At 69.2% G+C, this 23,809-nt stretch carries 20 protein-coding genes and 1 tRNA gene; 9 read left to right on the top strand and 12 right to left on the bottom strand.

Features of this window, described 5'->3' with window-relative positions:
- Positions 1-52 precede the first annotated feature (52 nt).
- The 3 genes from KDH83_RS06680 to trpC all read left to right on the top strand — a co-directional run bounded on the left by KDH83_RS06680 (position 53) and on the right by trpC (position 2,597).
- Positions 53-619: an aminodeoxychorismate/anthranilate synthase component II gene (locus tag KDH83_RS06680; protein WP_212313727.1), complete on the top strand. Its 567-nt coding sequence runs from the start codon at positions 53-55 to the stop codon at positions 617-619.
- Positions 620-632: 13 nt separating this feature from the next.
- Positions 633-1,664: an anthranilate phosphoribosyltransferase gene (gene trpD, locus KDH83_RS06675; protein WP_103272138.1), complete on the top strand. Its 1,032-nt coding sequence runs from the start codon at positions 633-635 to the stop codon at positions 1,662-1,664.
- A 144-nt stretch (positions 1,665-1,808) separates the two neighbouring features.
- Positions 1,809-2,597: an indole-3-glycerol phosphate synthase TrpC gene (gene trpC / locus KDH83_RS06670; RefSeq protein ID WP_212313725.1), complete on the top strand. Its 789-nt coding sequence runs from the start codon at positions 1,809-1,811 to the stop codon at positions 2,595-2,597.
- Between the two features lie 43 nt (positions 2,598-2,640).
- Here the strand turns inward: trpC and KDH83_RS06665 are convergent, their stop codons facing one another.
- Complete coding sequence (locus KDH83_RS06665; RefSeq protein ID WP_212313723.1) at positions 2,641-4,545, bottom strand: sigma-54-dependent Fis family transcriptional regulator; 1,905 nt, start codon at positions 4,543-4,545, stop codon at positions 2,641-2,643.
- Positions 4,546-4,797: 252 nt separating this feature from the next.
- Here KDH83_RS06665 and adh point away from each other — a divergent pair, with 252 nt between their 5' ends.
- Positions 4,798-6,327, top strand: coding sequence for an aldehyde dehydrogenase (gene adh, locus KDH83_RS06660; protein WP_212313721.1), 1,530 nt, complete (start codon positions 4,798-4,800; stop codon positions 6,325-6,327).
- Positions 6,328-6,422: 95 nt separating this feature from the next.
- Complete coding sequence (locus KDH83_RS06655) at positions 6,423-6,800, top strand: DUF779 domain-containing protein (protein ID WP_212313719.1); 378 nt, start codon at positions 6,423-6,425, stop codon at positions 6,798-6,800.
- Positions 6,801-6,868: 68 nt separating this feature from the next.
- Here KDH83_RS06655 and KDH83_RS06650 read toward each other — a convergent pair whose 3' ends face one another.
- The 3 genes from KDH83_RS06650 to KDH83_RS06640 form a co-directional block, all read right to left on the bottom strand.
- A complete protein-coding gene (locus KDH83_RS06650; RefSeq protein WP_212313717.1) occupies positions 6,869-7,030 on the bottom strand; it encodes a hypothetical protein in 162 nt (53 codons plus the stop codon).
- Positions 7,031-7,115: 85 nt separating this feature from the next.
- Positions 7,116-7,772 (bottom strand): 2-hydroxychromene-2-carboxylate isomerase, encoded by a 657-nt coding sequence (locus KDH83_RS06645; RefSeq protein WP_212313715.1) that lies wholly within the window; start codon positions 7,770-7,772, stop codon positions 7,116-7,118.
- On the bottom strand, positions 7,772-7,996 hold the full coding sequence (locus KDH83_RS06640) for a DUF2917 domain-containing protein (protein WP_212313713.1): 225 nt from the start codon (positions 7,994-7,996) through the stop codon (positions 7,772-7,774). The genes KDH83_RS06645 and KDH83_RS06640 overlap by 1 nt, the downstream gene beginning before the upstream one ends.
- A 171-nt stretch (positions 7,997-8,167) precedes the next feature.
- Between KDH83_RS06640 and KDH83_RS06635 the strand changes: the two genes are divergently transcribed.
- Positions 8,168-9,085 (top strand): LysR substrate-binding domain-containing protein, encoded by a 918-nt coding sequence (locus KDH83_RS06635; protein WP_212313711.1) that lies wholly within the window; start codon positions 8,168-8,170, stop codon positions 9,083-9,085.
- A gap of 245 nt (positions 9,086-9,330) precedes the next feature.
- Positions 9,331-11,385: an alkaline phosphatase family protein gene (locus KDH83_RS06630; RefSeq protein WP_212313709.1), complete on the top strand. Its 2,055-nt coding sequence runs from the start codon at positions 9,331-9,333 to the stop codon at positions 11,383-11,385.
- Between the two features lie 40 nt (positions 11,386-11,425).
- Here KDH83_RS06630 and selD read toward each other — a convergent pair whose 3' ends face one another.
- Positions 11,426-12,487, bottom strand: a complete 1,062-nt coding sequence (selD, locus tag KDH83_RS06625) for a selenide, water dikinase SelD (protein WP_212313707.1) — start codon at positions 12,485-12,487, stop codon at positions 11,426-11,428.
- 137 nt (positions 12,488-12,624) lie between these two features.
- Between selD and KDH83_RS06620 the strand changes: the two genes are divergently transcribed.
- Together KDH83_RS06620 and KDH83_RS06615 are read left to right on the top strand one after the other, a co-directional pair.
- Positions 12,625-13,740 (top strand): transglutaminase-like domain-containing protein, encoded by a 1,116-nt coding sequence (locus KDH83_RS06620; protein ID WP_212313705.1) that lies wholly within the window; start codon positions 12,625-12,627, stop codon positions 13,738-13,740.
- A 19-nt stretch (positions 13,741-13,759) separates the two neighbouring features.
- Positions 13,760-14,299 (top strand): TlpA disulfide reductase family protein, encoded by a 540-nt coding sequence (locus KDH83_RS06615; protein ID WP_212313703.1) that lies wholly within the window; start codon positions 13,760-13,762, stop codon positions 14,297-14,299.
- A gap of 33 nt (positions 14,300-14,332) precedes the next feature.
- Here KDH83_RS06615 and KDH83_RS06610 read toward each other — a convergent pair.
- The 7 genes from KDH83_RS06610 to fdnG all read right to left on the bottom strand — a co-directional run bounded on the left by KDH83_RS06610 (position 14,333) and on the right by fdnG (position 23,491).
- A tRNA-Sec gene (locus KDH83_RS06610) sits at positions 14,333-14,428 on the bottom strand.
- 12 nt (positions 14,429-14,440) lie between these two features.
- Positions 14,441-16,402, bottom strand: a complete 1,962-nt coding sequence (selB, locus tag KDH83_RS06605; RefSeq protein WP_212313701.1) for a selenocysteine-specific translation elongation factor — start codon at positions 16,400-16,402, stop codon at positions 14,441-14,443.
- Positions 16,399-17,838 (bottom strand): L-seryl-tRNA(Sec) selenium transferase, encoded by a 1,440-nt coding sequence (selA, locus tag KDH83_RS06600; protein WP_212313699.1) that lies wholly within the window; start codon positions 17,836-17,838, stop codon positions 16,399-16,401. Before selA ends, selB begins: the two co-directional genes overlap by 4 nt.
- Positions 17,835-18,770: a formate dehydrogenase accessory protein FdhE gene (gene fdhE, locus KDH83_RS06595; protein WP_212313698.1), complete on the bottom strand. Its 936-nt coding sequence runs from the start codon at positions 18,768-18,770 to the stop codon at positions 17,835-17,837. The genes selA and fdhE overlap by 4 nt, the downstream gene beginning before the upstream one ends.
- 88 nt (positions 18,771-18,858) lie before the next feature.
- Positions 18,859-19,518: a formate dehydrogenase subunit gamma gene (locus KDH83_RS06590; protein WP_103272123.1), complete on the bottom strand. Its 660-nt coding sequence runs from the start codon at positions 19,516-19,518 to the stop codon at positions 18,859-18,861.
- Positions 19,511-20,410, bottom strand: a complete 900-nt coding sequence (gene fdxH / locus KDH83_RS06585; protein ID WP_212313697.1) for a formate dehydrogenase subunit beta — start codon at positions 20,408-20,410, stop codon at positions 19,511-19,513. Before fdxH ends, KDH83_RS06590 begins: the two co-directional genes overlap by 8 nt.
- Positions 20,411-20,422: 12 nt before the next feature.
- Positions 20,423-23,491 (bottom strand): formate dehydrogenase-N subunit alpha, encoded by a 3,069-nt coding sequence (fdnG, locus tag KDH83_RS06580; RefSeq protein ID WP_212313696.1) that lies wholly within the window; start codon positions 23,489-23,491, stop codon positions 20,423-20,425.
- Positions 23,492-23,809: the final 318 nt, after the last annotated feature.

Raw genomic sequence — 23,809 nt, 5'->3', positions numbered from 1 at the left:
GACAACCGATACGACCAGCGGAGCCGGCCCCGGCTCCACAGGAGAGAAGAACATGCTGCTGATGATCGACAACTACGATTCGTTTACCTACAACCTGGTGCAGTACTTCGGCGAACTGGGCGAGGACGTGCGCGTCGCGCGCAACGACCAGATCACGCTGGAGGAAATCGCCGCGCTCAACCCCGACCGCATCTGCGTGTCGCCCGGCCCCTGCTCGCCGGCCGAGGCCGGCATCTCGGTGCCCGTGATCCAGGCCTACGCCGGCAAGAAGCCCATCCTGGGCGTGTGCCTGGGCCATCAGGCGATCGGCGCGGCCTTCGGCGGCGACATCGTGCGCGCCCAGCAGATCATGCACGGCAAGACCGTCCGCATCTCGCACACCGGCACCGACATCTTCGCCGGCCTGCCCACGCCTTACACGGTCATCCGCTACAACTCGCTGACCATAGACCCGGCCACGCTGCCCGACTGCCTGGCCGTCACGGCCACCGCGCCCGACGGCGACATCATGGGCGTGCGCCACAAGACCCTGCCGCTGTACGGCGTGCAGTTCCATCCCGAGTCCGTGCTCAGCGAGCACGGCCACGCGCTGCTGCGCAATTTCCTGAACCTCGCCTGAAGAAGGACGCATCGTGACCATTTCCGCCGCAGAAGCGCTCACGCGCTGTATCGAACACCGCGAAATCTTCCATGACGAGATGCTGCATCTCATGCGCATGCTGATGCGCGGCGAGATGTCGCCGCAGATCGCCAGCGCCCTGCTGATGGGCCTGCGCGTCAAGAAGGAAACCATCGGCGAGATCACCGCCGCCGCGCAGGTCATGCGCGAATTCGCCACGCCCGTGGTCACGCCCAATCCGGCCGACCTGCTCGACATGTGCGGCACGGGCGGCGACGGCAGCCACACCTTCAACATCTCCACCACGTCCATGTTCGTGGCCGCGGCCGCCGGCGTGCCCATCGCCAAGCACGGCAACCGCAGCGCCTCCTCGTCCAGCGGCAGCGCCGATGTGCTGGAGGCGCTGGGCGCCAACCTGACGCTGTCGCCCGAGCAGGTGGCCGAGTGCATCCAGGCCACCGGCATCGGCTTCATGTTCGCGCCCGCCCACCACGGCGCCATGAAGAACGTGGCCGCCGTGCGCAAGGAACTGGCCGTGCGCACCATCTTCAACATCCTGGGCCCGCTGACCAACCCGGCCGGCGCCGCCAACCAGCTGATGGGCGTGTTCCACGCCGACCTGGTCGGCATCCAGGTGCGCGTGCTGGAGCGCCTGGGCTCGCGCCACGTGCTGGTGGTGCACGGCAAGGACGGCATGGACGAGGCCTCGCTGGGCGCGGCCACGCTGGTGGGCGAACTCAAGGACGGGAAAGTCTCGGAATATGAGATCCACCCCGAGGACTACGGCCTGTCCATGATGTCGAACCGCAGCATCAAGGTATCCAATCGCGAGGAATCGCGTGCGCTTGTCATCGAGGCGCTGGACAATGCCGAGGGCGCCGCCCGTGATATCGTCGCGCTCAACGCGGGTCTGGCCATCTATGCCGGTAACAAAGCCGGTTCCATTCCCGAAGCCTTGGCGCTAGCATTCGAAATGATCGCCACCGGCGCCGCACGTGCCAAGCTCGAAGAATTCTGCGCATACACCCGGAAATTCCAAAAATGACACAGGCCCACCCCCGAAGCGCTACGCGCTTCCCCCTCAAGGGGGCATGCCTGCGGACCGGCAAAGCCGGCTCCGCGGCATCCCTCTTGCACGGCCTGGGTTTCAGTTATTGCCGGTATTGCACCTGCATCATGGATCAATGAAATGAATGACATTCTCGCGAAAATTCTCGCCGTCAAGGCCGAGGAAGTCGCAGCCGCACGCCAGATGCGCAGCGAAGCCGAAGTCCTGCGCGAGGCGCAGGCCCGGCAGGACGTGCGCGGCTTCGCGCAGTCCATCGAAGACAAGATCTCGCAAGGCAAGCCCGGCGTGATCGCCGAAATCAAGAAGGCCTCGCCGTCCAAGGGCGTGCTGCGCGAAACATTCAGCCCGGCCGAGATCGCCGCCACGTATGCCGTGCACGGCGCGGCCTGCCTGTCGGTGCTGACCGACGTGCAGTTCTTCCAGGGCTCGCACGACCATCTGCGCCAGGCCCGCGCGGCCTGCTCGCTGCCGGTGCTGCGCAAGGACTTCGTGATCGATCCCTACCAGATCATCTCGGCCCGCGCCATGGGCGCCGACTGCGTGCTGCTGATCGTGGCCGCGCTCAGCCCCGGCCAACTGCGCGAGATGGAAACGCTGGCGATGGAACTGGGCATGGACGTGCTGGTGGAAGTGCACGACGCCAAGGAGCTTGAAGTCGCGCTGACGATGAAGACGCCGCTGCTGGGCATCAACAACCGCAACCTGCGCACCTTCGAGACCAGCCTGTCCAACACGCTGGACCTGCTGCCCCTGATTCCCGCGGGCAAGCGCGTCGTGACCGAAAGCGGCATTCTCAAGCCCGAGGACGTGCAGCTGATGCGCCAGCACAAGGTCGACGCCTTCCTGGTGGGCGAAGCCTTCATGCGCGCGCCCGATCCGGGCGCCGAACTGGCGCGGCTGATCCGCTGATCCCCTGACCCTCTGATTTGCTGCGGGCCCGGTCCCGGGCGGCCTACGGCCGTTCGGCCCGGGCCGCTTCCAGCGCCGCCACGCGCCGGTACAGCGTGCTGCGGTGCACGCCCAGCGCGCGCGCCGCGCGGCTGACATTGCCGCCATGCGCGGCCAGCGCCTCGCGGATGGCGGCGTCGGCCAGCGCCTGCAGGCTGGGCGGCGATGCCTCGGGCTGAGGTGGCGCATGCCGCGCCGCATTGCTGGCGCCCCCGCGCTGGATCTCCTCCGGCAACATCGACAGGCCCGCCACGCCCGACGGGCCGGCCAGCACGCGCAACGTGCGCAGCACCGAGGCCAGCTGCCGGTAATTGCCCGGCCAAGCGTAGCTGGCCAGCGCCTGCTCGACCGCGGGCGGCAGCGCCGTGGCCGCGCCCTGCCCGTTCCATAGCATGCGCAGCAGCTCGCGCAGGTCCGTCCGCTCGCGCAGCGGCCCCAGCGTCACCGTGTATTCGGCAATGCGGAAATACAGGTCCGGCCGCACCGGCGCGTCCGCGCCCTCGTGCGCCAGCGGGCGATGCGTGGCGCACAGCAGCGCGAAATCCACCGGCACCGGCCGCGCCGCACCCAGCGGCGACACCTCGCGCTCCTGCAGCACGCGCAACAGGCGCGACTGCAACGCCAGCGGCATGTCGCCGATCTCGTCCAGGAACAGCACGCCCCCATGCGCCTGCCGCAGCAGCCCCTTGCTGCCCTGGCGGCGGGCGCCGGTGAAGGCCCCGTCTTCATAGCCGAAGAGTTCGGATTCGATCAGGCTTTCGGGCAGGGCCGCGCAGTTCACGGCCACGAACGGCCCGGCGGCGCGCCCGCTGCGCGCATGCATCTGGCGCGCGAACACTTCCTTGCCCGCGCCGGTTTCGCCCTGCAACAGGATCGATACGCCGGCATCCATCAGGTGCACCGCGCGGCCCAGCGCGTCCAGCGCCGCCGCGTCCAGGCTGACGGCGGCCGGCGCGGGCGCGGCGGCTCGCGGCTGGCCGCGTTCCGGCGCCGGCAAGGCACGCGGCGCGGGCGACGGCGGCAGGCTCAGCCGCGCGTGATAGACGGCGCCGTTGCGCGCCTGCACCCGGCCCGTGGCATCGGGCGCGTGCGCCAGCGCGTCTTCGAACAGGTCTTCATGGCGATACACGCCCAGCGCCGTGGCCGAGAGCTCCAGCGCCCGCAGCGCCAGCCGGTTGGCCCCGACCAGCAGGTCGCCCCGGAAGGCCAGCAGCGCCTCGCCCGGCGCCCCCAGCCCGGCCGGATCGGCATGCAGGCGCAGCACGGTGTCGCGCTCGTGCGCCTGCGCGAACAGGCGGTGCTCGATCTGGTCCACCGCGGCACGCACCAGGGCCAGCGCATCGGGCCGGATGCCGCCCGCCTGGCTGGACAGGTCCAGCACGCCCAGGATCCGTCCCTGGCTGTCGCAAACCGGCACCGCCGCGCAGGTCAGGATGCGGTTGGGCTCGAAATAGTGCTCGGCCCCGTGCACGACGATGGAACGACCCTCGACCAGCGCCGTACCGATGGCATTGGTGCCAGCCGCGGCCTCGTCCCAGGGAGAGCCGGGCATCAGGGCGATGCGCGATGCGCGCTGAGCGAAATCCAGGTCGCCGCCGCAGTCCAGCACCAGGCCGCGCGAATCGGACAGGATTACCAGGCCGCCCTGTCCGTGCGCGCGCTTGCGCAGCTCGGCCATGGCCGGATCGGACATGCGGCGCAGCGCCTCGTTGCGCTCGCGGACCTCGCGCAATTCGGCCTGGGTCAGCGGTTCGGCGGGGCGCAGGCCGCGCATGTCGAAACCCAGGTCGGCGCAGCGCCGCCACGAACGCAGGATCGGCTCGGCGACCATGCCGCCGGGCACGGCGCCTTGCTGGTTGAACAGCAGGCGCGCTTGCGTCAGCGACTGCCGACGGGTCTGGATGGCCATGCATGTCTCCTTGAGCGGCGTTCTGCGACACCTGTTGCGCGACGCTGTCGCAAAACGCGACAGCGCCGGGACGGACTTGCGCCGTCCGCGCCTGCGTGAGGCGCGCGCAAGCCTACTTTCGCACGCGGTCCGCGCGCTTGTCCAGCCGCGTCCCCGGTTGGCACGCGGATTGCTTGTAAGCATGCAGGCAGGCTGTCGCCGCCAATCCCGCTGCACAAACCCGCTGCATAAATACACCTACGGAGACTAGCAATGGACATCGCGACCCGCGTCACCCCCGACACCTATGGCACGCGCATCGACATCAAGCCGCAGTACGACAATTTCATCGACGGGCGCTGGCAGAAACCGGCGGACGGCGAATACTTCGACAACCTCACGCCCGTCACCGGCCAGCTGCTGACGCGCAACGCCCGCTCCAAGGAGCGCGACATCGAGATGGCGCTGGACGCCGCGCACCGCGCCGCGCCCAAGTGGGCCGCCACCGCGCCGGCCGAGCGCGCGCGCATGCTGCTGCGCATCGCCGACGTGATGGAAGCCAACCTGGAGCGCCTGGCCACGGCCGAGACCTGGGACAACGGCAAGCCGATACGCGAGGCCCGCGCCGCCGACATCCCGCTGGCGATCGACCATTTCCGCTACTTCGCCTCGGCCATCCGCAGCCAGGAGGGCGGGCTGTCCGAGATAGATCACGACACGGTGGCCTATCACTTCAACGAGCCGCTGGGCGTGGTCGGGCAGATCATCCCGTGGAACTTCCCCATCCTGATGGCCGCGTGGAAGCTCGCCCCCGCGCTGGCCGCCGGCAACTGCGTGGTGCTCAAGCCGGCCGAGCAGACGCCGCTGGGCATCATGCTGCTGGCCGAGCTGGTCGCCGACATCCTGCCGCCGGGCGTGCTCAACGTCGTCACCGGCTTCGGCCTGGAAGCGGGCAAGCCGCTGGCCTCCAGCAAGCGCATCGCCAAGATCGCCTTCACCGGCGAGACCACCACCGGCCGCCTCATCATGCAGTACGCGTCGCAGAACATCATCCCGGTGACGCTGGAGCTGGGCGGCAAGTCGCCCAACATCTTCTTCGACAACGTCGCCGCCGAGGACGACGATTTCTTCGACAAGGCCGTCGAGGGCTTCGTGATGTTCGCGCTCAACCAGGGCGAGGTCTGCACCTGCCCCAGCCGCGCGCTGATCCAGGAATCGATCTACGAGAAATTCATGGAGCGCGCGCTCAAGCGCGTGGCCGCGATCAAGCAGGGCAATCCGCTGGACGCCGACACCATGCTGGGCGCGCAAGCCTCGACCGAGCAGCTGGAAAAGATCCTGTCCTACCTGGACATCGGCAAGCAGGAAGGCGCGCAGGTGCTGGCCGGCGGCGGGCGCGCGCAGCTCGCCGGCGCGCTGGAACACGGCTACTTCGTGCAGCCCACGGTGTTCAAAGGCCACAACAAGATGCGCATCTTCCAGGAAGAGATCTTCGGCCCGGTGGTGGCCGTGACCACCTTCAAGGACGCCGACGACGCGCTCAGCCAGGCCAACGACACGCTCTACGGCCTGGGCGCGGGCGTCTGGTCGCGCGACATCAACACCTGCTACCGCATGGGCCGCGGCATCAAGGCCGGCCGCGTCTGGACCAACTGCTATCACGCCTATCCGGCGCACGCGGCGTTCGGCGGCTACAAGCAATCCGGCATCGGGCGCGAGAACCACAAGATGATGCTCAACCACTACCAGCAGACCAAGAACCTGCTGGTGAGCTACTCGCCCAAGAAGCTGGGCTTCTTCTGATCCGGTGACAGCGGCGGCGGCGTCGCGGCCGCCGCCCGCCCGGTCCGCGGCAAGCGCCGCCGACCGGGTCCGCAACGCGCAACCGGAGACACGCCATGTCCGAAGCCACGCCGCGCGTGGTCGCCACCGACGCGGCCCGCGACCTCATCGCCACGCTGCGGGCCAAGCATGGCCCGCTGATGTTCCACCAGTCCGGCGGCTGCTGCGACGGCAGCTCGCCCATGTGCTACGCGCTGGGCGAATTCATGGTGGGCGGCGCCGACGTGCTGCTGGGCGACCTGGAGGGCTGCCCGTTCTACATGGGCGAGGACCAGTTCGCCTACTGGGAGCACACCCAGCTCATCATCGACGCCGTGCCCGGCCGGGGCGGCGCCTTCTCGCTGGACAGCGCCGAGGGCGTCCGCTTCCTGCTGCGCTCGCGGCTGTACTCGGACGAGGAATGGGCGAACGTGGCGCCTGTGGGCCGGGGCTAGAACCGTGGGGCCAAGCCCGTAAAGGCCTGACGGCCTCGCACAGTCGGAAGATCGGGGCCAGGCCAGGCTCAGCCGCCGCCCGGCCCCTGCTTGCCCTGCGGCACGGCGTCGCCGGATCCGGACTGTTTCCACTGGAACGCGACGCGGCGGATGCGCGCGGCGCGGAATTGGGTGAACGAACGGCCGCCCGGCATGGGCGCGCCGCGCAAGGGACTGCTGGAATTCTTCATTGCTAGGCTGAAGGGGTGGGAAAAACGGTGGGCACGGCCTCGTGCAGGCGCGAGGCGCGGCCATCAAGCGGATGAAACGGCCCTATCAGGCCGACGCGGCGACGCGGGCCGTGACGCGAGCAACCGGACGGCCCTGCTGCGCCCATTCCAGCGCATCCTCGAGCCGGTCGTTGCCCCAGAACATCTCGTCGCCGACGAAAAAGGTGGGCGCGCCGAACAGGCCCAGATTGCGGGCGCGGTCGACCTGGCGGCGCAACGATTCCTTGACGGCCTCGGTCTTGGCGCGCCCGATCAGCGCGTCCGCGTCCAGCGCCAGGTCCCGCAGCAGGTCGTGGACCACGTCCTCGGCCTGGATGTCCAGGTCATGCTGGAAATTGGCGCGGAACACGGCCAGGCAGAAATCGCGGCCCCAGGATTCATCCTGTCCCATCAGCGCGATGCGCGCCGGCAGCACGCTGATGCGCGGGAACAGGCGCGGACGGCGATAGGTCACGCCGTACTTGTCGGCCAGGCGCGCGATGTCGCGCATCATATAGGCGCCCTTGCCCGGGAACAGCCGGAACGGCGTGTCGTTCCAGCCCTGGGCCTGGAAGATCGGGCCAAGCAGGAAGGGCCGCAGATCCACGCGCACCCCGGCGTCGCGCGCCAGGTCCTCGATGCGCTCGATCGCCAGGTAGCTGTACGGGCTGGCGAAATCGAACCACATCTGCATGCGCGGCATATCGGGCTGGGGAACATTCATCACGGGGCTCCGGCGACCTGAATTAGCGCGACCTGCGCATCCGGCAGGCCGCTGAGGACGACATCGCGATCGCTGTCCACGGTGATGGCCTCTCCCGCATGCAGCACGCTGTCTTCGGGTTGGCGGTATTCGGACACCCAAAGCGTGCCGGCGTGGCACACGATGCGCAGGCCCGAAGCGCGTCTGAGCAGCATAGTCGAACGCCCGGCCAAACGGAATGACATTCCCGCAGTGCAACATAACTGGATCATGACGCCCCCTTGCCACGGCAACGGCTATCGCGGCGGGAACCCTCGCATGAAATACAACGGAACCCATCGTCTGGGTCATATTGGACGCTTCAGGCGGTATAGTGCTCAAGCGATATTTCGACCCCTTACGCATGAGTTTCAGGAATGTCATATCCGCTGGCCAAACTGCCCCCGCTTGATCTGGTCCGAGGCTTCGTGGCCGTGGGGCGGCGCATGAGCATCACGCTGGCCGCCGAGGACCTGCACGTGACCCAGTCCGCGGTCAGCCGCCAGATCCGGGCGCTGGAGGCTCACCTGGGCGTGCCGCTGCTGGTGCGCGGCTTTCGCAGCGTGTCCTTCACCTCGGAAGGCGCCCGGCTGTTCCGCATGGCCGATATCTGGCTGGCCCAGCTCGGCGACCTGACCGAGCAGCTGCGCGCGCCCGAGCGCCGCACCCCGGTCACCGTCACCACCACCATTGGCGTGGCCTCGCTGTGGCTGCTGCCGCGCCTGGGCGACTTCCAGGCGGCGCACCCGGACATCGACGTGCGCGTGGCGGCCGACAACCGGGTCATCGACATCGACCGCGAAAGCGTGGACATCGCCATCCGCTACAGCTTGCGCGACACCGTGCCTGACGGCGCCGCCTGGATGTTCGGCGAATCGGTGGTGCCGGTGGCGCACCCCACGCTGGACGTGCGCGGCCTGGACGCGCGCGAACTGCAGCGCCACGTGCTGCTGGAATTCGACGACCCGAGCCGTCCCTGGCTGCAATGGTCCGAATGGCTCAGCGCGCGCGGCCTGTCGCGCGTGCGGCCCAAGGGCATGCTGCGCTTCAACCAGTACGACCAGATCGTGCACGCGGCCCTGGCCGGCCACGGCATCGCGCTGGGCCGCCTGGCGCTGATCGCGCCGATGCTGGCCGACCGCCGGCTGGCGGCCGTGGGCGGGCAGCCCGCCAGCGCCACCGAGCACGCCTACTGGCTGGTCCGCAACGCCCGCCGCAGCACGCCCGACGCGGACGTGGTGACGCGCTGGCTGACGGAACAGGCAGCGGCCACGGCGCGCGGCCTGGGGGACTGACCCCTGCGGCGGCCCGCGAGGACAAATTTATACAGAACTTTATAAAGACCGGCCGCGACTTCGCTAGAATGCCGTCGGCCTGCAGCGAAACGCCTCCGCAATGATGCAAAGAACCTATCGGACGCGCCCTGCACCGCACGCCCCCGCGCGGCACTGAAGCCGCGCCTTTCCCCAAAGCAGTCCGCAGCATCCCGCCGCCCGGCCCTGGCCGTTGGTGGGCAGGTTTTTTTTACCTATTGGCGCAGATGAAGCTTTCCCGTCCGTTTTTTTCCTGGCAAGGCTGGTTCCAGAACTTCCAGCAGTCCTTCCTGCTGCTGCTGGCCCCCTGGCTGGTCAGCGTGCTGGCGCAGTTCGCCGGCCGCGCCTACCTGCTGGCCAAGCACGCGCCGCCGTCGCTGTACACGGCCTCGTCGGCCGACGTCGGCCGCTCGCTGACCATCGGCCTGCTGTTCGACATCAAGGTCGCCGCCATCGCCTTTTCGGCGCCGCTGCTGGCCGGCCTGGCGATCGCCGCCTTTCCCCGGCTGCAACGCGGCTGGCTGCGCTGGCAGTCCGCGCTGGGCGCGGTGATGGCCATGCTGTTCACCGCCACCACGGTGATCAGCGTTTTCTACTACGCCACCTTCGCCCGCTCGATCGACGTCTTCGTGTTCGGCCTGATCGACGAAGACACCTCGGCCGTCCTGGGCACCGTGTGGCAGGGCTATCCCGTGCTGCGCGCCGGCCTGCTGCTGTCGGCCGTGCTGGCGGCCACCTGGTGGCTGACCGCGAAATGGCGCGCGCGGCTGGAGCGGGCCCGGCCGACGCCGCGCTCGGCCATCGCCTGCGCGCTGCGGCTGCTGCTGATCATCGGCATCACGGTGCTGGCCTGCCGCGGCTCGATCAGCAAGTTCCCCCTGAACAAGGACGACACCAACCTGTCCGCCGTCGCGCTGCTCAACGACATCGCGCCCAACGGCATCTCGGCCTTCACCTGGGCCCTGGCCGACCGCGATAACGACAAGCGCTTTTCTCCGGTGACGCAGCGCGAAGGGCAGCTGCTGTACCAGCGCTTCCTGGACCGCCCCGGCGATGGCCTGGAACCCTTCATGGCCGTCACGGCATCGAACCCCGCCGCGCGCGAGCGCCCGCCGCACGTCGTGCTGCAGGTCATGGAGAGCATGGGCCATCACCTCAGCTCGCTCGACGCCCCCGGACGCGACCTGCTGGGCGCGCTGCGGCCGCATTGGGAATCCGACTGGCGCTTCGACCGCTTCGTGTCCGAAGGCAACGGCACCATCGATTCGCTGGCCCGGCTGCTGGTGCGCAGCCCCATGAAGGCCATCGGCCAGTCGTCGGCGGCATCGGCCAGGTTCGCCGGCAATGCCTTCGCGCCGTATCTGCAACGCGGCTACCGGGTGCTGTTCGTTACCTCGGGCACGTCCACCTGGCGCAACCTGGGCTCCTTCGTGCGCCAGCAGGGCGCGCACGAATTCATCGACCAGCAGACGCTGCGCCAGCGCTATCCCGAGGCGCAGATCGGCACCTGGGGCGTGCCCGACGAATACATGTTCCGCTACATGGAGGAACGCCTGGCCGAGGCCGACCGCGCCGGCCAGCCCCTGTTCATCATGGCGCTGTCGACCACCCATCATCCGCCCTTCACGCCTCCGCCCGGCGCCGGCGGGCGTGGCCTGGCGCTGGACGAAGCGACACGGGCCAAGCATTTCTACGACTGGACCGCCATCGACGACGTGCTGGGCACGCTGCGCTACGCCAACGACCAGCTGGGCGGCTTCATCACGCGCGTGAAGGCCTCGTCCGCCGGCGCCCGCACCATCATCGCGGCCACCGGCGACCACAACATCCTGGGCGTGGACTACCAGGATCCGAACGACGCGGCGCTGGCCCACGCGGTGCCCTTCTATGTGTACGCCCCGCCGGCCTACCGCGCCAACGCCGTCTACGACCGCGAGCGGATCGGCAGCCACAAGGACATCATGCCGACGCTCTACCAGCTGAGCCTGTCGCAGGCCCCGTACTTCCAGTCCGGCTGCGACCTGCTGTCGCGGCATCCGAACAGCGGCTGGTGCTTCGGTTTCAACGCGCCCTACCTGATGCTCACTCAGGCCGGCGCCTACCAGCCCCAGCGCCCCAGCCGGATCCGGCCCTGGGCCGGCCCGTCGGGCCTGGCCCTGTCGGCCGAGCGCGACGCCACGGCCGAGGAATGGGCGGAACACGTCAGGCTGAACGCCTATCCGGCGCTGATGGAGTGGCAGATCAACCTGCAGGTGCAGGAGCAGGGCCACCTGCGCAAATAAGGCGGGATCGGGCCGCGCGCCAGCGCGGCCCGCGCGGGCATCAGCCGACCCGCACCTCGGGCGCGCCCGCGCCCATCTCGCCGACCACGGCCGCCTGGTCGAAGCCCTGGCTGCGGAACAGGTCCAGCACCGCCTGGGTCGCTTCCGGCGCGCAGGCCACCAGCAGCCCGCCCGAGGTCTGCGGATCGGTCAACAGCGCGCGCTCCACATCCGTCACGTCATCGGCCAGCTTCACCGCGGCGCCATAGGACGCCCAGTTGCGGCCCGACGCGCCGGTGATCACGCCATCGGCCGCGTAGGCCTGCACGCCCGGCAGCCAGGGCAGCGCAGCGCGTCGCAGATGGGCGGTCAGGCCCGCGCCGCGCGCCATTTCCAACGCATGGCCGAGCAGGCCAAAACCGGTCACGTCGGTGATGGCATGCACGCCGTCCAGGGCCGCCAGCGCGGCACCGGGCCGGTTCAGCCGCGTGGTGGTGTCGATCATGACGCGGTAGCCGGCCTCGTCGAGCCGGTTTTTCTTCAGCGCGGCGGACAGGATGCCCACGCCCAGCGCCTTGCCCAGGATCAGCACGTCGCCGGCGCGCGCATCGGCATTGCGCTTGACGCGTCCGGGATGCACCAGCCCCATCGCCGCCAGGCCGTAGATCGGCTCGACCGAGTCGATGCTGTGGCCGCCCGCCACGGGAATGCCTGCCTCGGCGCAGACCGATTCGCCGCCGCGCAGGATGTCGGCGATGACGCTGTGCGGCAGCACGTTGATCGGCATGCCGACGATGGCCAGCGCCATGATGGGCGTGCCGCCCATGGCGTAGACGTCCGACAGCGCGTTGGTCGCGGCGATGCGGCCGAAGTCGTAGGGATCGTCGACGATGGGCATGAAGAAATCGGTGGTGGCGATCAGCGCCTGCTCGTCGTTGAGCTTGTAGACCGCGGCGTCGTCCGCGGTCTCGGTGCCCACCATCAGGTTGGGATAGGTGGCCGCCGGACCGAAGCGGGCCAGCAGCTCGGACAGCACGCCCGGCGCGATCTTGCAGCCACAGCCGCCGCCATGCGACAGCGAGGTCAGGCGCGGCACGGCCGGGGCCGCTGCATTCTGGTTCATAGGGTTCTCCATATGTAGACCGAAAAAGGATAGCACCGCGCCCATGATGGGCCTATCATGGCCAGGCAGCAGGCAGCAAGGGACGGCCGCCCGCCAGGGCGCACCGACAGCCACACTTCACCGTGCGTGAGGGCTATATGGACCGCCGCGACTTTCTCCGTATCACGGGCGCCTCGGGCGCCCTGTGCGCCGCCGGCGCGACGCTTGCCGGCTCCGCGCTGGCGCAGGAGCGTACCGCCACCGTCTCCGCCGACTGGCGCACCTTCGAACTGAGCGCCGACATCAGCATCGAAGACCCCGGCAGCCAGGCCCGCCTGTGGATTCCCGTGCCCGACAGCGCCGACACCGACTACCAGCGCGGCGCGCAGACCGTCTGGCGCATCGAGGGCGGCGGCACCGCCTGGCTGGCGCAGGCCCCCGGCTACGGCGTGCGCATGCTGGCCGCGCAATGGCCTGAAAATCCGGACATACGCAGGATCACGGTCACCAGCCGCTTCCAGACGCGCAACCGCCGCGTCGACCTGGAACGGCCCGCGCCCGCCGGCTTCCGGCCCGAAAGCGCGGCGACGCTGCGCGAATATCTCAAGCCCACCGAGCTGCTGCCCACCGACGGCATCGTCAAGGCCACCGCCGACCGCATCACGCTCGGCCACGACGGCGACCTGGCGCGGGCGCGCGCGATCTACGAATGGGTGGTCGAGAACACCTGCCGCACGGCATCCACCCGCGGCTGCGGCGTGGGCGACGTGCGCTACATGCTCACGGCCGATGACCTGAACGGCAAGTGCGCCGACATCAATGCGCTGTTCGTGGCGCTGGCGCGCGCCGCCGGCATCCCCGCGCGCGACGCCTACGGCCTGCGCGTGGCCGACTCGCAACTGGGCTACAGAAGTCTGGGCAAGGCCGGCGACGTGACCCGCGCCCAGCACTGCCGCGCCGAGTTCTACGCCGCCAGCCACGGCTGGGTGCCGGTCGATCCGGCCGACGTGCGCAAGGTGATGCTGGAAGAACCGCCGGGCGAATTGCCGCTCAACAATCCACAGGTGCGCGCTGCGCGCGTGATGCTGTTCGGCGCCTGGGAGATGAACTGGGTGGCCTTCAACCACGGCCACGATGTGGCCTTGCCCGGCTCCGGCCTCGGGCCGGTTCCTTTCCTGATGTATCCCAATGGCGAGACGGCCGCCGGGCGCATGGACAGCCTGGACCCCGACAGCTTCCGCTACCGCCTGACGGCGCGCCAGCTCCCGGCCTGACCGCCACGGACCGCCCGACTTGTTCAGCCGCCGCCACTTCCTGCAATCGGGCCTCGCGCTGGCCGCGCTGCCGCTGGCGGCGCGCGCCGCCTCGGACGATGCGCTCAAGTCCGCCACCGGCCCGGATTGGGCGGCCTGGACCTCATCCACGCCGCCGCTGATCCTGCCCGACCTATCCGGCCGCGAACACAAGCTCTCGGCCTGGCGCGGCAATGTCGTGCTGCTGAGCTTCTGGGCCACCTGGTGCGATCCCTGCCGCGACGAAATCCCGCTGATGTCTGCGATGGCGCGGCGGCACCGCGAGGAAGGGCTGCGGCTGGTCGCGGTGAACGTGGGCGAGTCGCTGGCGAAGGTCAGCACCTTTCTCGCCAAATGGCCGGTCGCCGGCGCGGTGCTGCACGACCGCAACAGCGCGGCGGCCAAGGCATGGAATGCGGTGGGACTGCCGGCCAACTACCTGATCGACCGAAGCGGCGCGGCGCGCCAATGGCATCTGGGCGAACTGGACTGGAAGGCGGACCGCGTCAGCGGCGTGGTCACGCGCATGCTGCGGGCCTGAAGCGCCGACGCGCGGCAGCTGGCACAAGAGGGATGGCGGAAGGCAGCAGGAGTCGAACCTACCTGGGAACGTCTGACGCCCCCAACCGGGTTTGAAGCCCGGCCGTGCCGCCGGGCACGGATGCCTTCCGCGAAGGCCCGCCTATGATACCGGCTCTGCCTCGTCCTGCCCAAGCGCGTAGGCGCCGCGCAGCACGTGGTTGTCGCGCACGCGCCGCGTGTAGCCGACGCGGTCGAAGAACTCCAGGATCTGGATGGCGCGCTTGCGGCCCAGGCCGGTCGCGTCGCGGAACGCCGCGGCGTTGAGCCCGGCGGGCGCGGCCGCCAATCCGCGCGCAAGCGCTGCCAGCTCGCGCACGCGGTCGCGGTGATAGAACAGGTCCTTCACCACCTGCGCCACCTCGCCGCGCCGCAGCAGCTTGCGCAGCAGCAGCCGCACGCGCTCTTCCGGCTCGCCGCGCAGGCGCGCCAGGTCGCGCACCCAGGGCGGGTCGTAGCGGCCCTCGGCCAGCAGCGGCAGCAGCGCGCCGGCCAGCGCGGTTTCATCGTCGGACAGCGTCGCGGCATGGCCCGGCAGATGCAGCCAGGGACCGTTGCGCGCGATCCGCCCTTCTGCTTGCAGATCATCCAGCAGCACCTGCCACAAGGCCTCCCCCATGGCCGGCAGCGCCATGCGGCGCAGCCGCGCGCCGTCCGGGCCGGGCTCGTCCGGCGCGGCCTGGTGGAAGGCCGCCAGCGCCTGTTCGGCCTTGGCGCGCTGCGCGTCCCAATGCGTGGCCAGGATCAGCGTGCGGGGCGCCTGCGGCGTGCGGCCGGCCAGCCATTGCGCCCCGGGAGGCGCGGCCAGCGCGCGCGCGTCGCGGCCGGTCAGGCGCTGCAAGGCGGCTTCGTCCAGGCCCAGCGCCGCCTGTTCCAGCAGCGGCGCGAGATCCGCGCCGTCCAGCATCGCCGCCAGCGCGCGCAGCCATTGCAGCCGCGCTGGCGCGCGCCGCTTGCGGTCCGGCGCATTGGGATCGAGCACGCGGCCGCCGCCCACGGTGCGTGTAGCCTGTGCATTGCGCACGATGTAGCGGTCGCCGGGCATGGCGCAGACCGGCGAGTCGAACACCAGCTGCGCCCAGCCGGACTGGCCCGGCGCCAGCGTTTCCGCCGACAGCGGCACGGCATGCGCCAGATGGCGGGCCGCGCCGATATGCACATGCAGCGGCGTCCAGGCGCGCACCGTGCCGGCCGCGCCGGCGGCATCGGCCTCGCCGCCAGGCAGCAGCGTCAGTTCGACATCCACATGGCGCGACGGCAGAAAGCAGCGCGCGTCCGCCACCCAGTCGCCCCGCGCGATCGCATTCTTGTCGATGCCGGCCAGGTTGAGCGCGCAGCGTTGCCCGGCCGCGCCGGTCTCGCTGGGCCGGTTCTGCGCATGGATGCCGCGCACCCGCAGCCGTTCGCCGGCCGGCATCAGCCGCAGGTCGGCGCTTTCGTCGCCGGCCCGCGCCAGGCCCGCGTGCGCCGTGCCGGTCACCACCGTGCCGTGGCCCGCCAGCGTGAAAACGCGGTCCACTGCCAGCCGGAACAGGCCGTCGTCGCGACGCTGGCCCAGCGCCTGGGCCGCCTCGTGCAGATGAAGCCGCAGCCGTTCCGTGCCGGCGTCGCCGGCCTGCGCGGCGCACAGCTCGAACACCGGCGCGCCGTCCAGGAAGGTGCCCGCCGTCAGCGCGGCGATGCCGTCGCGCGCCGCCGCCAGCTGCGCCGCGTCGGCGCGGTCGGCCTTGGTCAGCGCCACCGCGCCGCGCGCCACGCCCAGCAAGGACAGGATGGCCAGGTGCTCGCGCGTCTGCGGCATGACGCCGTCGTCGGCCGCCACGACCAAAAGGCCGAAGTCGATGCCGCTGGCGCCGGCCGCCATGGTGTGCACCAGTTTCTCGTGGCCGGGCACGTCGATGAAGCCCAGCACGTCGCCATTGTCCAGCGGCGTGTAGGCATAGCCCAGCTCGATGGAAATGCCGCGCGCCTTTTCTTCCTTGAGGCGGTCGGTGTCCACGCCCGTCAGGGCGCACACCAGCGTGGTCTTGCCGTGGTCGATATGGCCCGCGGTGCCGACGATCACAGGATGGGCTCCGCCAGCTGCGCGGCGAAGGCGGCCTCGTCGCGCGCCTCCAGGCAGCGCAGGTCCAGCCACAGCGCGTCGTCGGCGATGCGGCCGATCACCGGCACCGGCAGGCCGCGCAGCGCGGCTTCCAGCCTGTCCAGGTGCCGTCCCGGCCGGCCGGGGCCGCGATGGCGCGCCGCCAGCCCGTAGCTGGGCAGCTGGTCCACCGGCAGCGCGCCGCTGCCGATCTGGCTGTACATGGGCACGGCCTCGACCTCGAAGGCGGAACCGGCCGCGTGCGCCAGCGCGCCGCGCAACCGTTCGGCCAGCGCCTGGATCTCGCGCTGCGGCCGCGTCAGCAGGCGCAGCGTGGTCAGGCGGTCGGCCAGGAATTCCGGCGCGCGGTACAGGGCCAGCACCGGCTCCAGCGCGGCCAGGGTCAGCTTGCCCACGCGCAGCGCGCGCTTGAGCGGGTTCTTCTTGATCTTGCGGATCAGGTCGGCGCGGCCCACCAGCAGGCCGGCCTGCGGGCCGCCCAGCAGCTTGTCGCCGCTGAAAGTGACCAGGTCGGCGCCGGCGGCGATGGTCTCGCGCACGGTGTCTTCTTTCGGCAGGCCGAACTGGGCCAGGTCCACCAGCGTGCCGCTGCCCAGGTCCACCGTGGCCGGCAGGCCGCGCGCATGCGCCATGGCGGCCACCTCGGCCACGCTCACGCTCTTGGTGAAGCCGGTGACGGCGTAATTGCTGCAATGCACCTTCATCAGCATCGCGGTGCGCGGGCCGATGGCGTTCTCGTAATCGGCGGCGTGGGTGCGGTTGGTGGTGCCCACCTCGACCAGCTTGGCGCCGGCGCGCTTCATGATGTCGGGGATGCGGAAGGCACCGCCGATCTCGACCAGCTCGCCGCGCGACACCACCACTTCGCGCCGGTCCGCCAGCGCGTTGAGCATCAACAGCACGGCGGCAGCATTGTTGTTGACCACGGTGGCCGCCTCGGCCCCGGTCAGCTCGCGCAGCAGGCCCTCGACCAGATCGTCGCGGTCGCCGCGTCCGCCCGTGTCCAAGTCGAACTCCAGGTTGGCCGGCGAGGTCAGCGCGCGCAGCACCGAGGCCACGGCCTCATCGGGCAGCAGCGCGCGGCCCAGGTTGGTGTGCAGCACGGTGCCGGTCAGGTTGTGCACGGCGCGCAGGCGCGGCGCCGTGGCGCGGGCCAGGGCGGCGTCCACGCGGCCCGCCACGGCCGCCGCGTCCAGCTCGGCGCGCGCCAGGCCGCCCTGCAGCGCGCGCTGGCGCAGCGCGTCCAGGTCCTGGCGCAGCGCCGCCACCACCTGCGTGCGGCCGTGGGCGTCCAGCGCCGGGCGCAGCGCGTCGGCGTTCAGCAGCCGGTCGAGCGCAGGGATGTCGGAAACGGCGGCGGCCTGGCCGGCGCCAGCGGACGGCGGGACGGCGCTCATTCTTCCTCCGCGCCGTTCCACAGCAAGGGATTGCCGCTGGCGCGGGCGTAGCCGGCCTCGCCGACCAGCACGTCCAGCATCAGGCTGGCCAGGTCGTCGGCCACCGGCTCGACGTGCAGGTCCTTGTCCTGGTAGAAGATCTTGCGATAGCTGTGGCAGTGGTCGCAGGTTTCGGCCTTGATGGCCTCGGAGCGGCCTTCGATGGCCTGGTAGGCCACCGACTCCACGTCCTCGCAGTGCGAGCACTTCACGCGCACCATGTGCCACTGGGTCGAGCACAGGCTGCAGCAGAGGTAGCGGTAGCCCTCGAACTGGCCGCCCACGCGCACGATGCTGGCCACCGGCAGGCTGGCGCAGACCGGGCAGACGCCGAACGGGCTGGCCACCGGCAGCAGCTTTTCGTCGAAACGGCTGGCCAGGCTGGTCCAGTAGACCTGCAAGGCCGCCATGACGAAGGGCGCGGCGGCGCCGTCGACGCCATGGTCCTGCTCGGCCAGCACGGCCTCGGCCAGATCCTCCAGCGCCTCGGGGTCCTCGTCCACGGCGCGGCGCAGCGCGGCGCAGACCTCGGCGGCCTCGGCGGGCGTGCCGGGCGCCTGGGCGACCTCGTCGACCAGGCGCGCCAGGATGGCCCGCCACAGCGGGTCGCGCGGCCAGCCTACCGCCTGCAGCGGCGGCATGCCATGGGCCTGGGCCAGCGAGATGCGGTCCTCGTCGGCGCCGGGCGGCTGGCAATCCTGCAAGGCGCGGTGCTGGGCGTCGACCAGGTCGGCCATCAGCCGCAGGTAGTCGCCCACCGGGCTTTCGGCCGCCAGATGGCGCAGGCGCGCGGCGCGCGTGGCGAACACGCCGGCGCGCTCGGGCAGCTGGATGCGGGGAATGCGGTTGTGGTCTAGCGCTTCGATCTCGCCGCGCGGAAGAATTCGCTGCAATTGCGTCTCCAAGAAAACGAACACGGCTGCCCGCCCCGCGTGGGGGACGGGCAGCCGTGCGACCGGTCCGGTCGGGGAAGGCGACGGGCTACTTGCCCGCGGGCTTCCTGAGCTGCTCGCGGAACCAGGCGCGATGATGCTTCCACGCCCAGCCTGCCGTCACATGGCCCCGCAGCATCGCCGTCAAGGAACCCTTGACCCAGATCGCCGCGTAAATATGCACAATGATCGCGCAAATCAGCACCAGCGCACAAACGGCATGCAGCACCGAGGCGGCGCGGATGGCCCAGATCGGGAAGTAGAACGCGAAGTATTCGCGCCAGATCACGATGCCGCTGACGAACAGGCCCAGCATGCACAGGATCAGCACGTAGAACAGCAGCTTCTGGCCGGCGTTGTACTTGCCGACCTCGGGCAGCTTTTCCTCGCGGTTGTCGATCACGTCGTCCAGCTGGCTCAGCCACTGGCGGTCGGCCTTCGTCATGATGTTGTTGCGCCACATGTGGCCGGCGAAGACCACGAAGCAGAAGAACATCACCAGCCCGATGAACGGATGCAGGATGCGGGTCCAGGGACCGCCGCCGAACAGGTTCGAGAGCCAGAAGAAGGCCGGATGGAACAGCGCCAGGCCGGACAGCGCCAGCAGGATGAAGGTCAGCGCGATGGCCCAGTGGTTGGTGCGTTCACCGGGCGAGTAGCGCTTGATCAGGCGGTTGCCGCGGTGGTCGCGGGATTGGCTGTCACTCATGGCGAGCCTCCTCTTCGGCCTTGCGTTCGTCTTCCTCGTGCACCTCGTTGCGGCCGACGCGGGCGTAGTGGAAGAAGCCCGCCAGCGCGGTCAGCGCCATCGCCGCCACGCCCAAAGGCTTGGCGATGCCCTTCCACAGCGACACCATCGGGCTGATGTGCGGATCCTTCGGCAGCCCGTGGTACAGCCCCGGCTGGTCGGCGTGGTGCAGCACGTACATGACGTGGGTGCCGCCCACGCCCTGCGGATCGTACAGCCCGGCCTGCTCGAAGCCGCGCGACTTCAGGTCCTCGATGCGCTCGGCCGCGTGCTGCTTCATGTCCTCCTTGGTGCCGAACACGATGGCGCCGGTGGGACAGGACTTCACGCAGGCCGGCTCCTGGCCGACCGCGACGCGGTCGGAGCACAGGGTGCACTTGTAGGCCTTGTTGTCCTTCTTCGAGATGCGCGGCACGTTGAACGGACAGCCGGTGATGCAGTAGCCGCAACCGATGCAGTTCTCTTCGTGGAAGTCCACGATGCCGTTGTTGTACTGGATGATCGCGCCCGGCGAAGGACAGGCCTTCAGGCAGCCGGGATCCTCGCAGTGCATGCAGCCGTCCTTGCGGATCAGCCATTCCAGGTCGCCCTGCGTGTTCTCGTATTCGGAGAAGCGCATGACGGTCCAGGAATGCTCGGTCAGGTCGGCCGGGTTGTCATAGACGCCCACGTTGGTGCCGACCTCGTCGCGCAGGTCGTTCCATTCCATGCACGCGGCCTGGCATGCCTTGCAGCCGATGCACTTGGAAACGTCGATCAGCTTGGCGACCGAGCCGACGGACGGCTCGCGGATGCCGGGCGGCGGGGTGGTGGTGGCGGAGCGCCGCTTGATGTCCAGGGATTGCATAGCCATGTCGGTCTCCTGTTATGCCTTTTCGACGTTGACCAGGAACGACTTGAACTCCGGCGTCTGGGAGTTCCCGTCGCCCACGAACGGCGTCAGGGTGTTGGTCAGGAAGCCCGGCTTGGCGATGCCCACGAAACCCCAGTGGATCGGTATGCCCACGTGGTGCACGGTCTTGCCTTCGATCGTCAGCGCGCGCAGCCGCTTGGTCACCAGCGCCACGGCCTTGATGTAGCCGCGGTTCGAGGACACCTTCACGCGCTGGCCGTTGGCGATGCCCAGTTCCTTGGCCATCGCCTCGCCGATCTCGACGAACTGCTCGGGCTGCAGGATCGCGTTGATGCGGACGTTCTTGGTCCAGTAGTGGAAGTGCTCGGTCAGGCGGTAGGTGGTGGCCACGAACGGGAACTTGTCCACCGTGCCCATCGCCGCCAGGTCGTCCTTGAACACGCGCGCGGCCGGGTTGCTGGTCACGCCCTTGGCCTTGGGATGCAGCGGGTTGTAGCCCAGCGGCGTCTCGAACGGCTCGTAGTGCTCGGGGAACGGACCCTCGGCCATGCCCGCGCGGGCGAAGAAGCGCGCCACGCCCTCGGGGTTCATGATGAACGGCCCCATGCCGCCTTCCGGATTCTCGTCGGCCTTGAAGTCCGGGATGTCGGCGCCGCCCCAGCTCTTGCCGTTCCAGGAAATCAGGCTGCGGCGCGGGTCGAAGGGCTTGCCCGACACGTCACAGGACGCGCGGTTGTAGAGAATGCGGCGGTTGGCCGGCCACGCCCAGGCCCAGTTCAGGGTCTGGCCGATGCCGGTGGGATCGCTGTTGTCGCGGCGCGCCATCAGGTTGCCCGCCGGGCTCCAGGCGCCGGCGAAGATCCAGCAGCCGCTGGCGGTGGAACCGTCGTCGCGCAGCTCGGCGAAGGCAGCCAGCTGCTCGCCGGCCTTGCGCGTGATCTTGGTCGGATCCTTGGGATCGGCCAGGTCGGCCAGCGCCTTGCCCGAGTATTCCTTGGCCAGTTCCTCGGCCGTCGGACTCTGCGGGTTGGAATACGGCCACGACAGGTTGACGATGGGGTCGGGATACTTGCCGCCGTCGTCCTGGTACATCTTGCGCAGGCGCGTGAAGATCAGCGACATGATCTCGATGTCGCTCTTGGCCTCGCCCGGAGGCTCGGCGCCCTTCCAGTGCCATTGCAGCCAGCGCCCGGAGTTCACCAGCGCGCCGTCTTCCTCGGCGAAACAGGTGGTCGGCAGGCGGAAGACCTCGGTCTGAATCTTGGTCGGATCCACATCGTTGGCCTCGCCCGCGTTGCGCCAGAACTCGGAGGTCTCCGTGACCAGCGGGTCCATGATGACCAGGTACTTGAGCTTGGAGAAGCCCGCGGTCAGCTTGGCCTTGTTGGGCGCGGCGGCCAGCGGGTTGAAGCCCTGCGCCAGGTAGCCGTTCATCTTGCCCTGGTTCATCAGCTCGTAGACCTGCAGCATGTCGTAGAGCTTGTCGAGCTTGGGCAGGTAGTCGAAGGCCCAGTTGTTCTCGGCCGTGGCGGACTTGCCCCACCAGGCCTTCATCAGGCTGACGTGGAACTTGGCGTAGTTCTGCCAATAGCTGAGCTGGTTCGGACGCAGCGGCTTGGAGGCGCGCGCGGCGATGTACTTGCCGTAGTCCTGCTCGGGCTCGTTGGGCAGCGTCATGTAGCCGGGCAGCAGGTTCGACATCAGGCCCAGATCGGTCAGGCCCTGGATGTTCGAGTGCCCGCGCAGCGCGTTCATGCCGCCGCCGGCGATGCCGATGTTGCCCAGCAGCAGCTGCACCATCGCGCCGGTGCGGATGATCTGCGAGCCGATGGAGTGCTGCGTCCAGCCCAGCGCGTACAGGATGGTGGCGGCGCGGTTCTTGGTCGCCGTCGAGGCCAGCATGTCGCAGACCTTCAGGAACTTGTCCTTGGGCGTGCCGCAGACGCGCTCGACCATTTCCTCGGTGTAGCGCGAGTAGTGCTTCTTCAGCAGCTGGTAGACGCAGCGCGGGTGTTCCAGCGAGGGATCGGTCTTGACGTAGCCGTCGTCGCCGCGCTCGTAGTCCCAGCTCGACTTGTCATAGCTGCGTTTCTCGGCGTTGTAGCCCGAGTACAGGCCCGCGTCGAACGCGAAGTCCTCGCGCACGATGAAGGAGAAGTCCGTGTAGTTGCGCACGTACTCGTGCTGGATCTTGTCGTGATCCAACAGGTACTTGATGACGCCACCCAGGAAGATGATGTCGGTGCCGGTGCGTATGGGCGCGTAAAAGTCCGCCACGGACGCCGAGCGCGTGAAGCGCGGGTCCACGACGATGAGTTTCGCCTTGTTGTGGGCTTTGGCTTCCGTGACCCATTTGAACCCGCAAGGGTGGGCCTCGGCGGCATTTCCGCCCATGATCAGTACTACGTCCGCGTTCTTGATGTCGACCCAATGGTTCGTCATCGCTCCACGGCCAAACGTCGGGGCAAGACCTGCCACCGTCGGGCCATGTCAGACACGGGCTTGGTTGTCGAATGCCAGAATTCCCATGCTGCGCACGGTCTTGTGCGTGATGTAGCCCACCTCGTTGCTGCTTGCCGAGGCGGCCAGCATGCCGGTGGTCAGCCACCGGTTGACCGTCTTGCCGTCTTCCGTCTTCTCGACGAAGTTGGCGTCGCGGTCGGCCTTCATGAGCTTGGTGATGCGCGTCAGGGCGTCGTCCCACGACATCCGCACCCACTTGTCCGTACCGGGCGCCCGGTATTCCGGGTACTTCAGGCGGTTGGGGCTGTGGATGAAGTCGATCAGGGCCGCGCCCTTGGGACAGAGCGTGCCGCGGTTGACGGGGTGATCGGGATCGCCTTCGATGTGGACGATGCTGGCGCGCGCATTCTTGGCGCCGTCGCCCAGGCCGTACATCAAGAGGCCACAGGCGACCGAACAGTAGGGACAGGTATTGCGCGTTTCGGTCATGCGCGCAAGCTTGTACTGACGGACTTCCGCCATGGCCGTGCCGGGGGCAGCCCCCAGCAATGCCAGACTGGAGCCTGCCAGCGTCGCACCTGTCACCTTGAAGAACTGGCGGCGGTTCATGTTGACCATGAAACACTCCTCTCCGGGTGAGTGACGGAAGCCGCGGGCCGGCCCGATGGGAAAGCCCTACGAATTCCAAGGATATTTAACGCGAAGTATATGCCCATAACCCGTCCCCGCGCCACGGGCCGGGCGGACGAGCGCAAGCCGGGGATTTGACGGCCTGATCCCGGTTTTTCGCGGATTTTGGATGATCGCGGGACTGTTACCATTGCCCGCGAACCCCGCAAGTCCGTTGGAGCGCCGATGCGCCGCGTTGCCCCGCTGATCCTGACCCTGTCCCTGGCCGCCGCCTGGCCGTCCCTGGCGCCGGCCGCGCCGCCGGCC

Origin of the sequence: Achromobacter sp. Marseille-Q0513, from assembly GCF_018195695.1 — a bacterium.
GTDB lineage: Bacteria > Pseudomonadota > Gammaproteobacteria > Burkholderiales > Burkholderiaceae_B > Achromobacter.
The sequence above is the reverse complement of the archived record's forward strand: the minus strand, read 5'-3'. Positions and strand labels throughout refer to the sequence as shown.

Coding starts and splice junctions, on each gene's coding strand:
- KDH83_RS06590 (WP_103272123.1), bottom strand. CDS start 19,518: ATGAGTGACAGCCAATCCCGCGACCACCGCGGCAACCGCCTGATCAAG.
- selD (WP_212313707.1), bottom strand. CDS start 12,487: ATGAACCAGAATGCAGCGGCCCCGGCCGTGCCGCGCCTGACCTCGCTG.
- KDH83_RS06640 (WP_212313713.1), bottom strand. CDS start 7,996: ATGTCATTCCGTTTGGCCGGGCGTTCGACTATGCTGCTCAGACGCGCT.
- KDH83_RS06645 (WP_212313715.1), bottom strand. CDS start 7,772: ATGAATGTTCCCCAGCCCGATATGCCGCGCATGCAGATGTGGTTCGAT.
- KDH83_RS06680 (WP_212313727.1), top strand. CDS start 53: ATGCTGCTGATGATCGACAACTACGATTCGTTTACCTACAACCTGGTG.
- adh (WP_212313721.1), top strand. CDS start 4,798: ATGGACATCGCGACCCGCGTCACCCCCGACACCTATGGCACGCGCATC.
- KDH83_RS06635 (WP_212313711.1), top strand. CDS start 8,168: ATGTCATATCCGCTGGCCAAACTGCCCCCGCTTGATCTGGTCCGAGGC.
- KDH83_RS06665 (WP_212313723.1), bottom strand. CDS start 4,545: ATGGCCATCCAGACCCGTCGGCAGTCGCTGACGCAAGCGCGCCTGCTG.
- KDH83_RS06620 (WP_212313705.1), top strand. CDS start 12,625: ATGGACCGCCGCGACTTTCTCCGTATCACGGGCGCCTCGGGCGCCCTG.
- KDH83_RS06655 (WP_212313719.1), top strand. CDS start 6,423: ATGTCCGAAGCCACGCCGCGCGTGGTCGCCACCGACGCGGCCCGCGAC.
- KDH83_RS06650 (WP_212313717.1), bottom strand. CDS start 7,030: ATGAAGAATTCCAGCAGTCCCTTGCGCGGCGCGCCCATGCCGGGCGGC.
- selA (WP_212313699.1), bottom strand. CDS start 17,838: ATGAGCGCCGTCCCGCCGTCCGCTGGCGCCGGCCAGGCCGCCGCCGTT.
- KDH83_RS06630 (WP_212313709.1), top strand. CDS start 9,331: ATGAAGCTTTCCCGTCCGTTTTTTTCCTGGCAAGGCTGGTTCCAGAAC.
- fdxH (WP_212313697.1), bottom strand. CDS start 20,410: ATGGCTATGCAATCCCTGGACATCAAGCGGCGCTCCGCCACCACCACC.
- trpC (WP_212313725.1), top strand. CDS start 1,809: ATGAATGACATTCTCGCGAAAATTCTCGCCGTCAAGGCCGAGGAAGTC.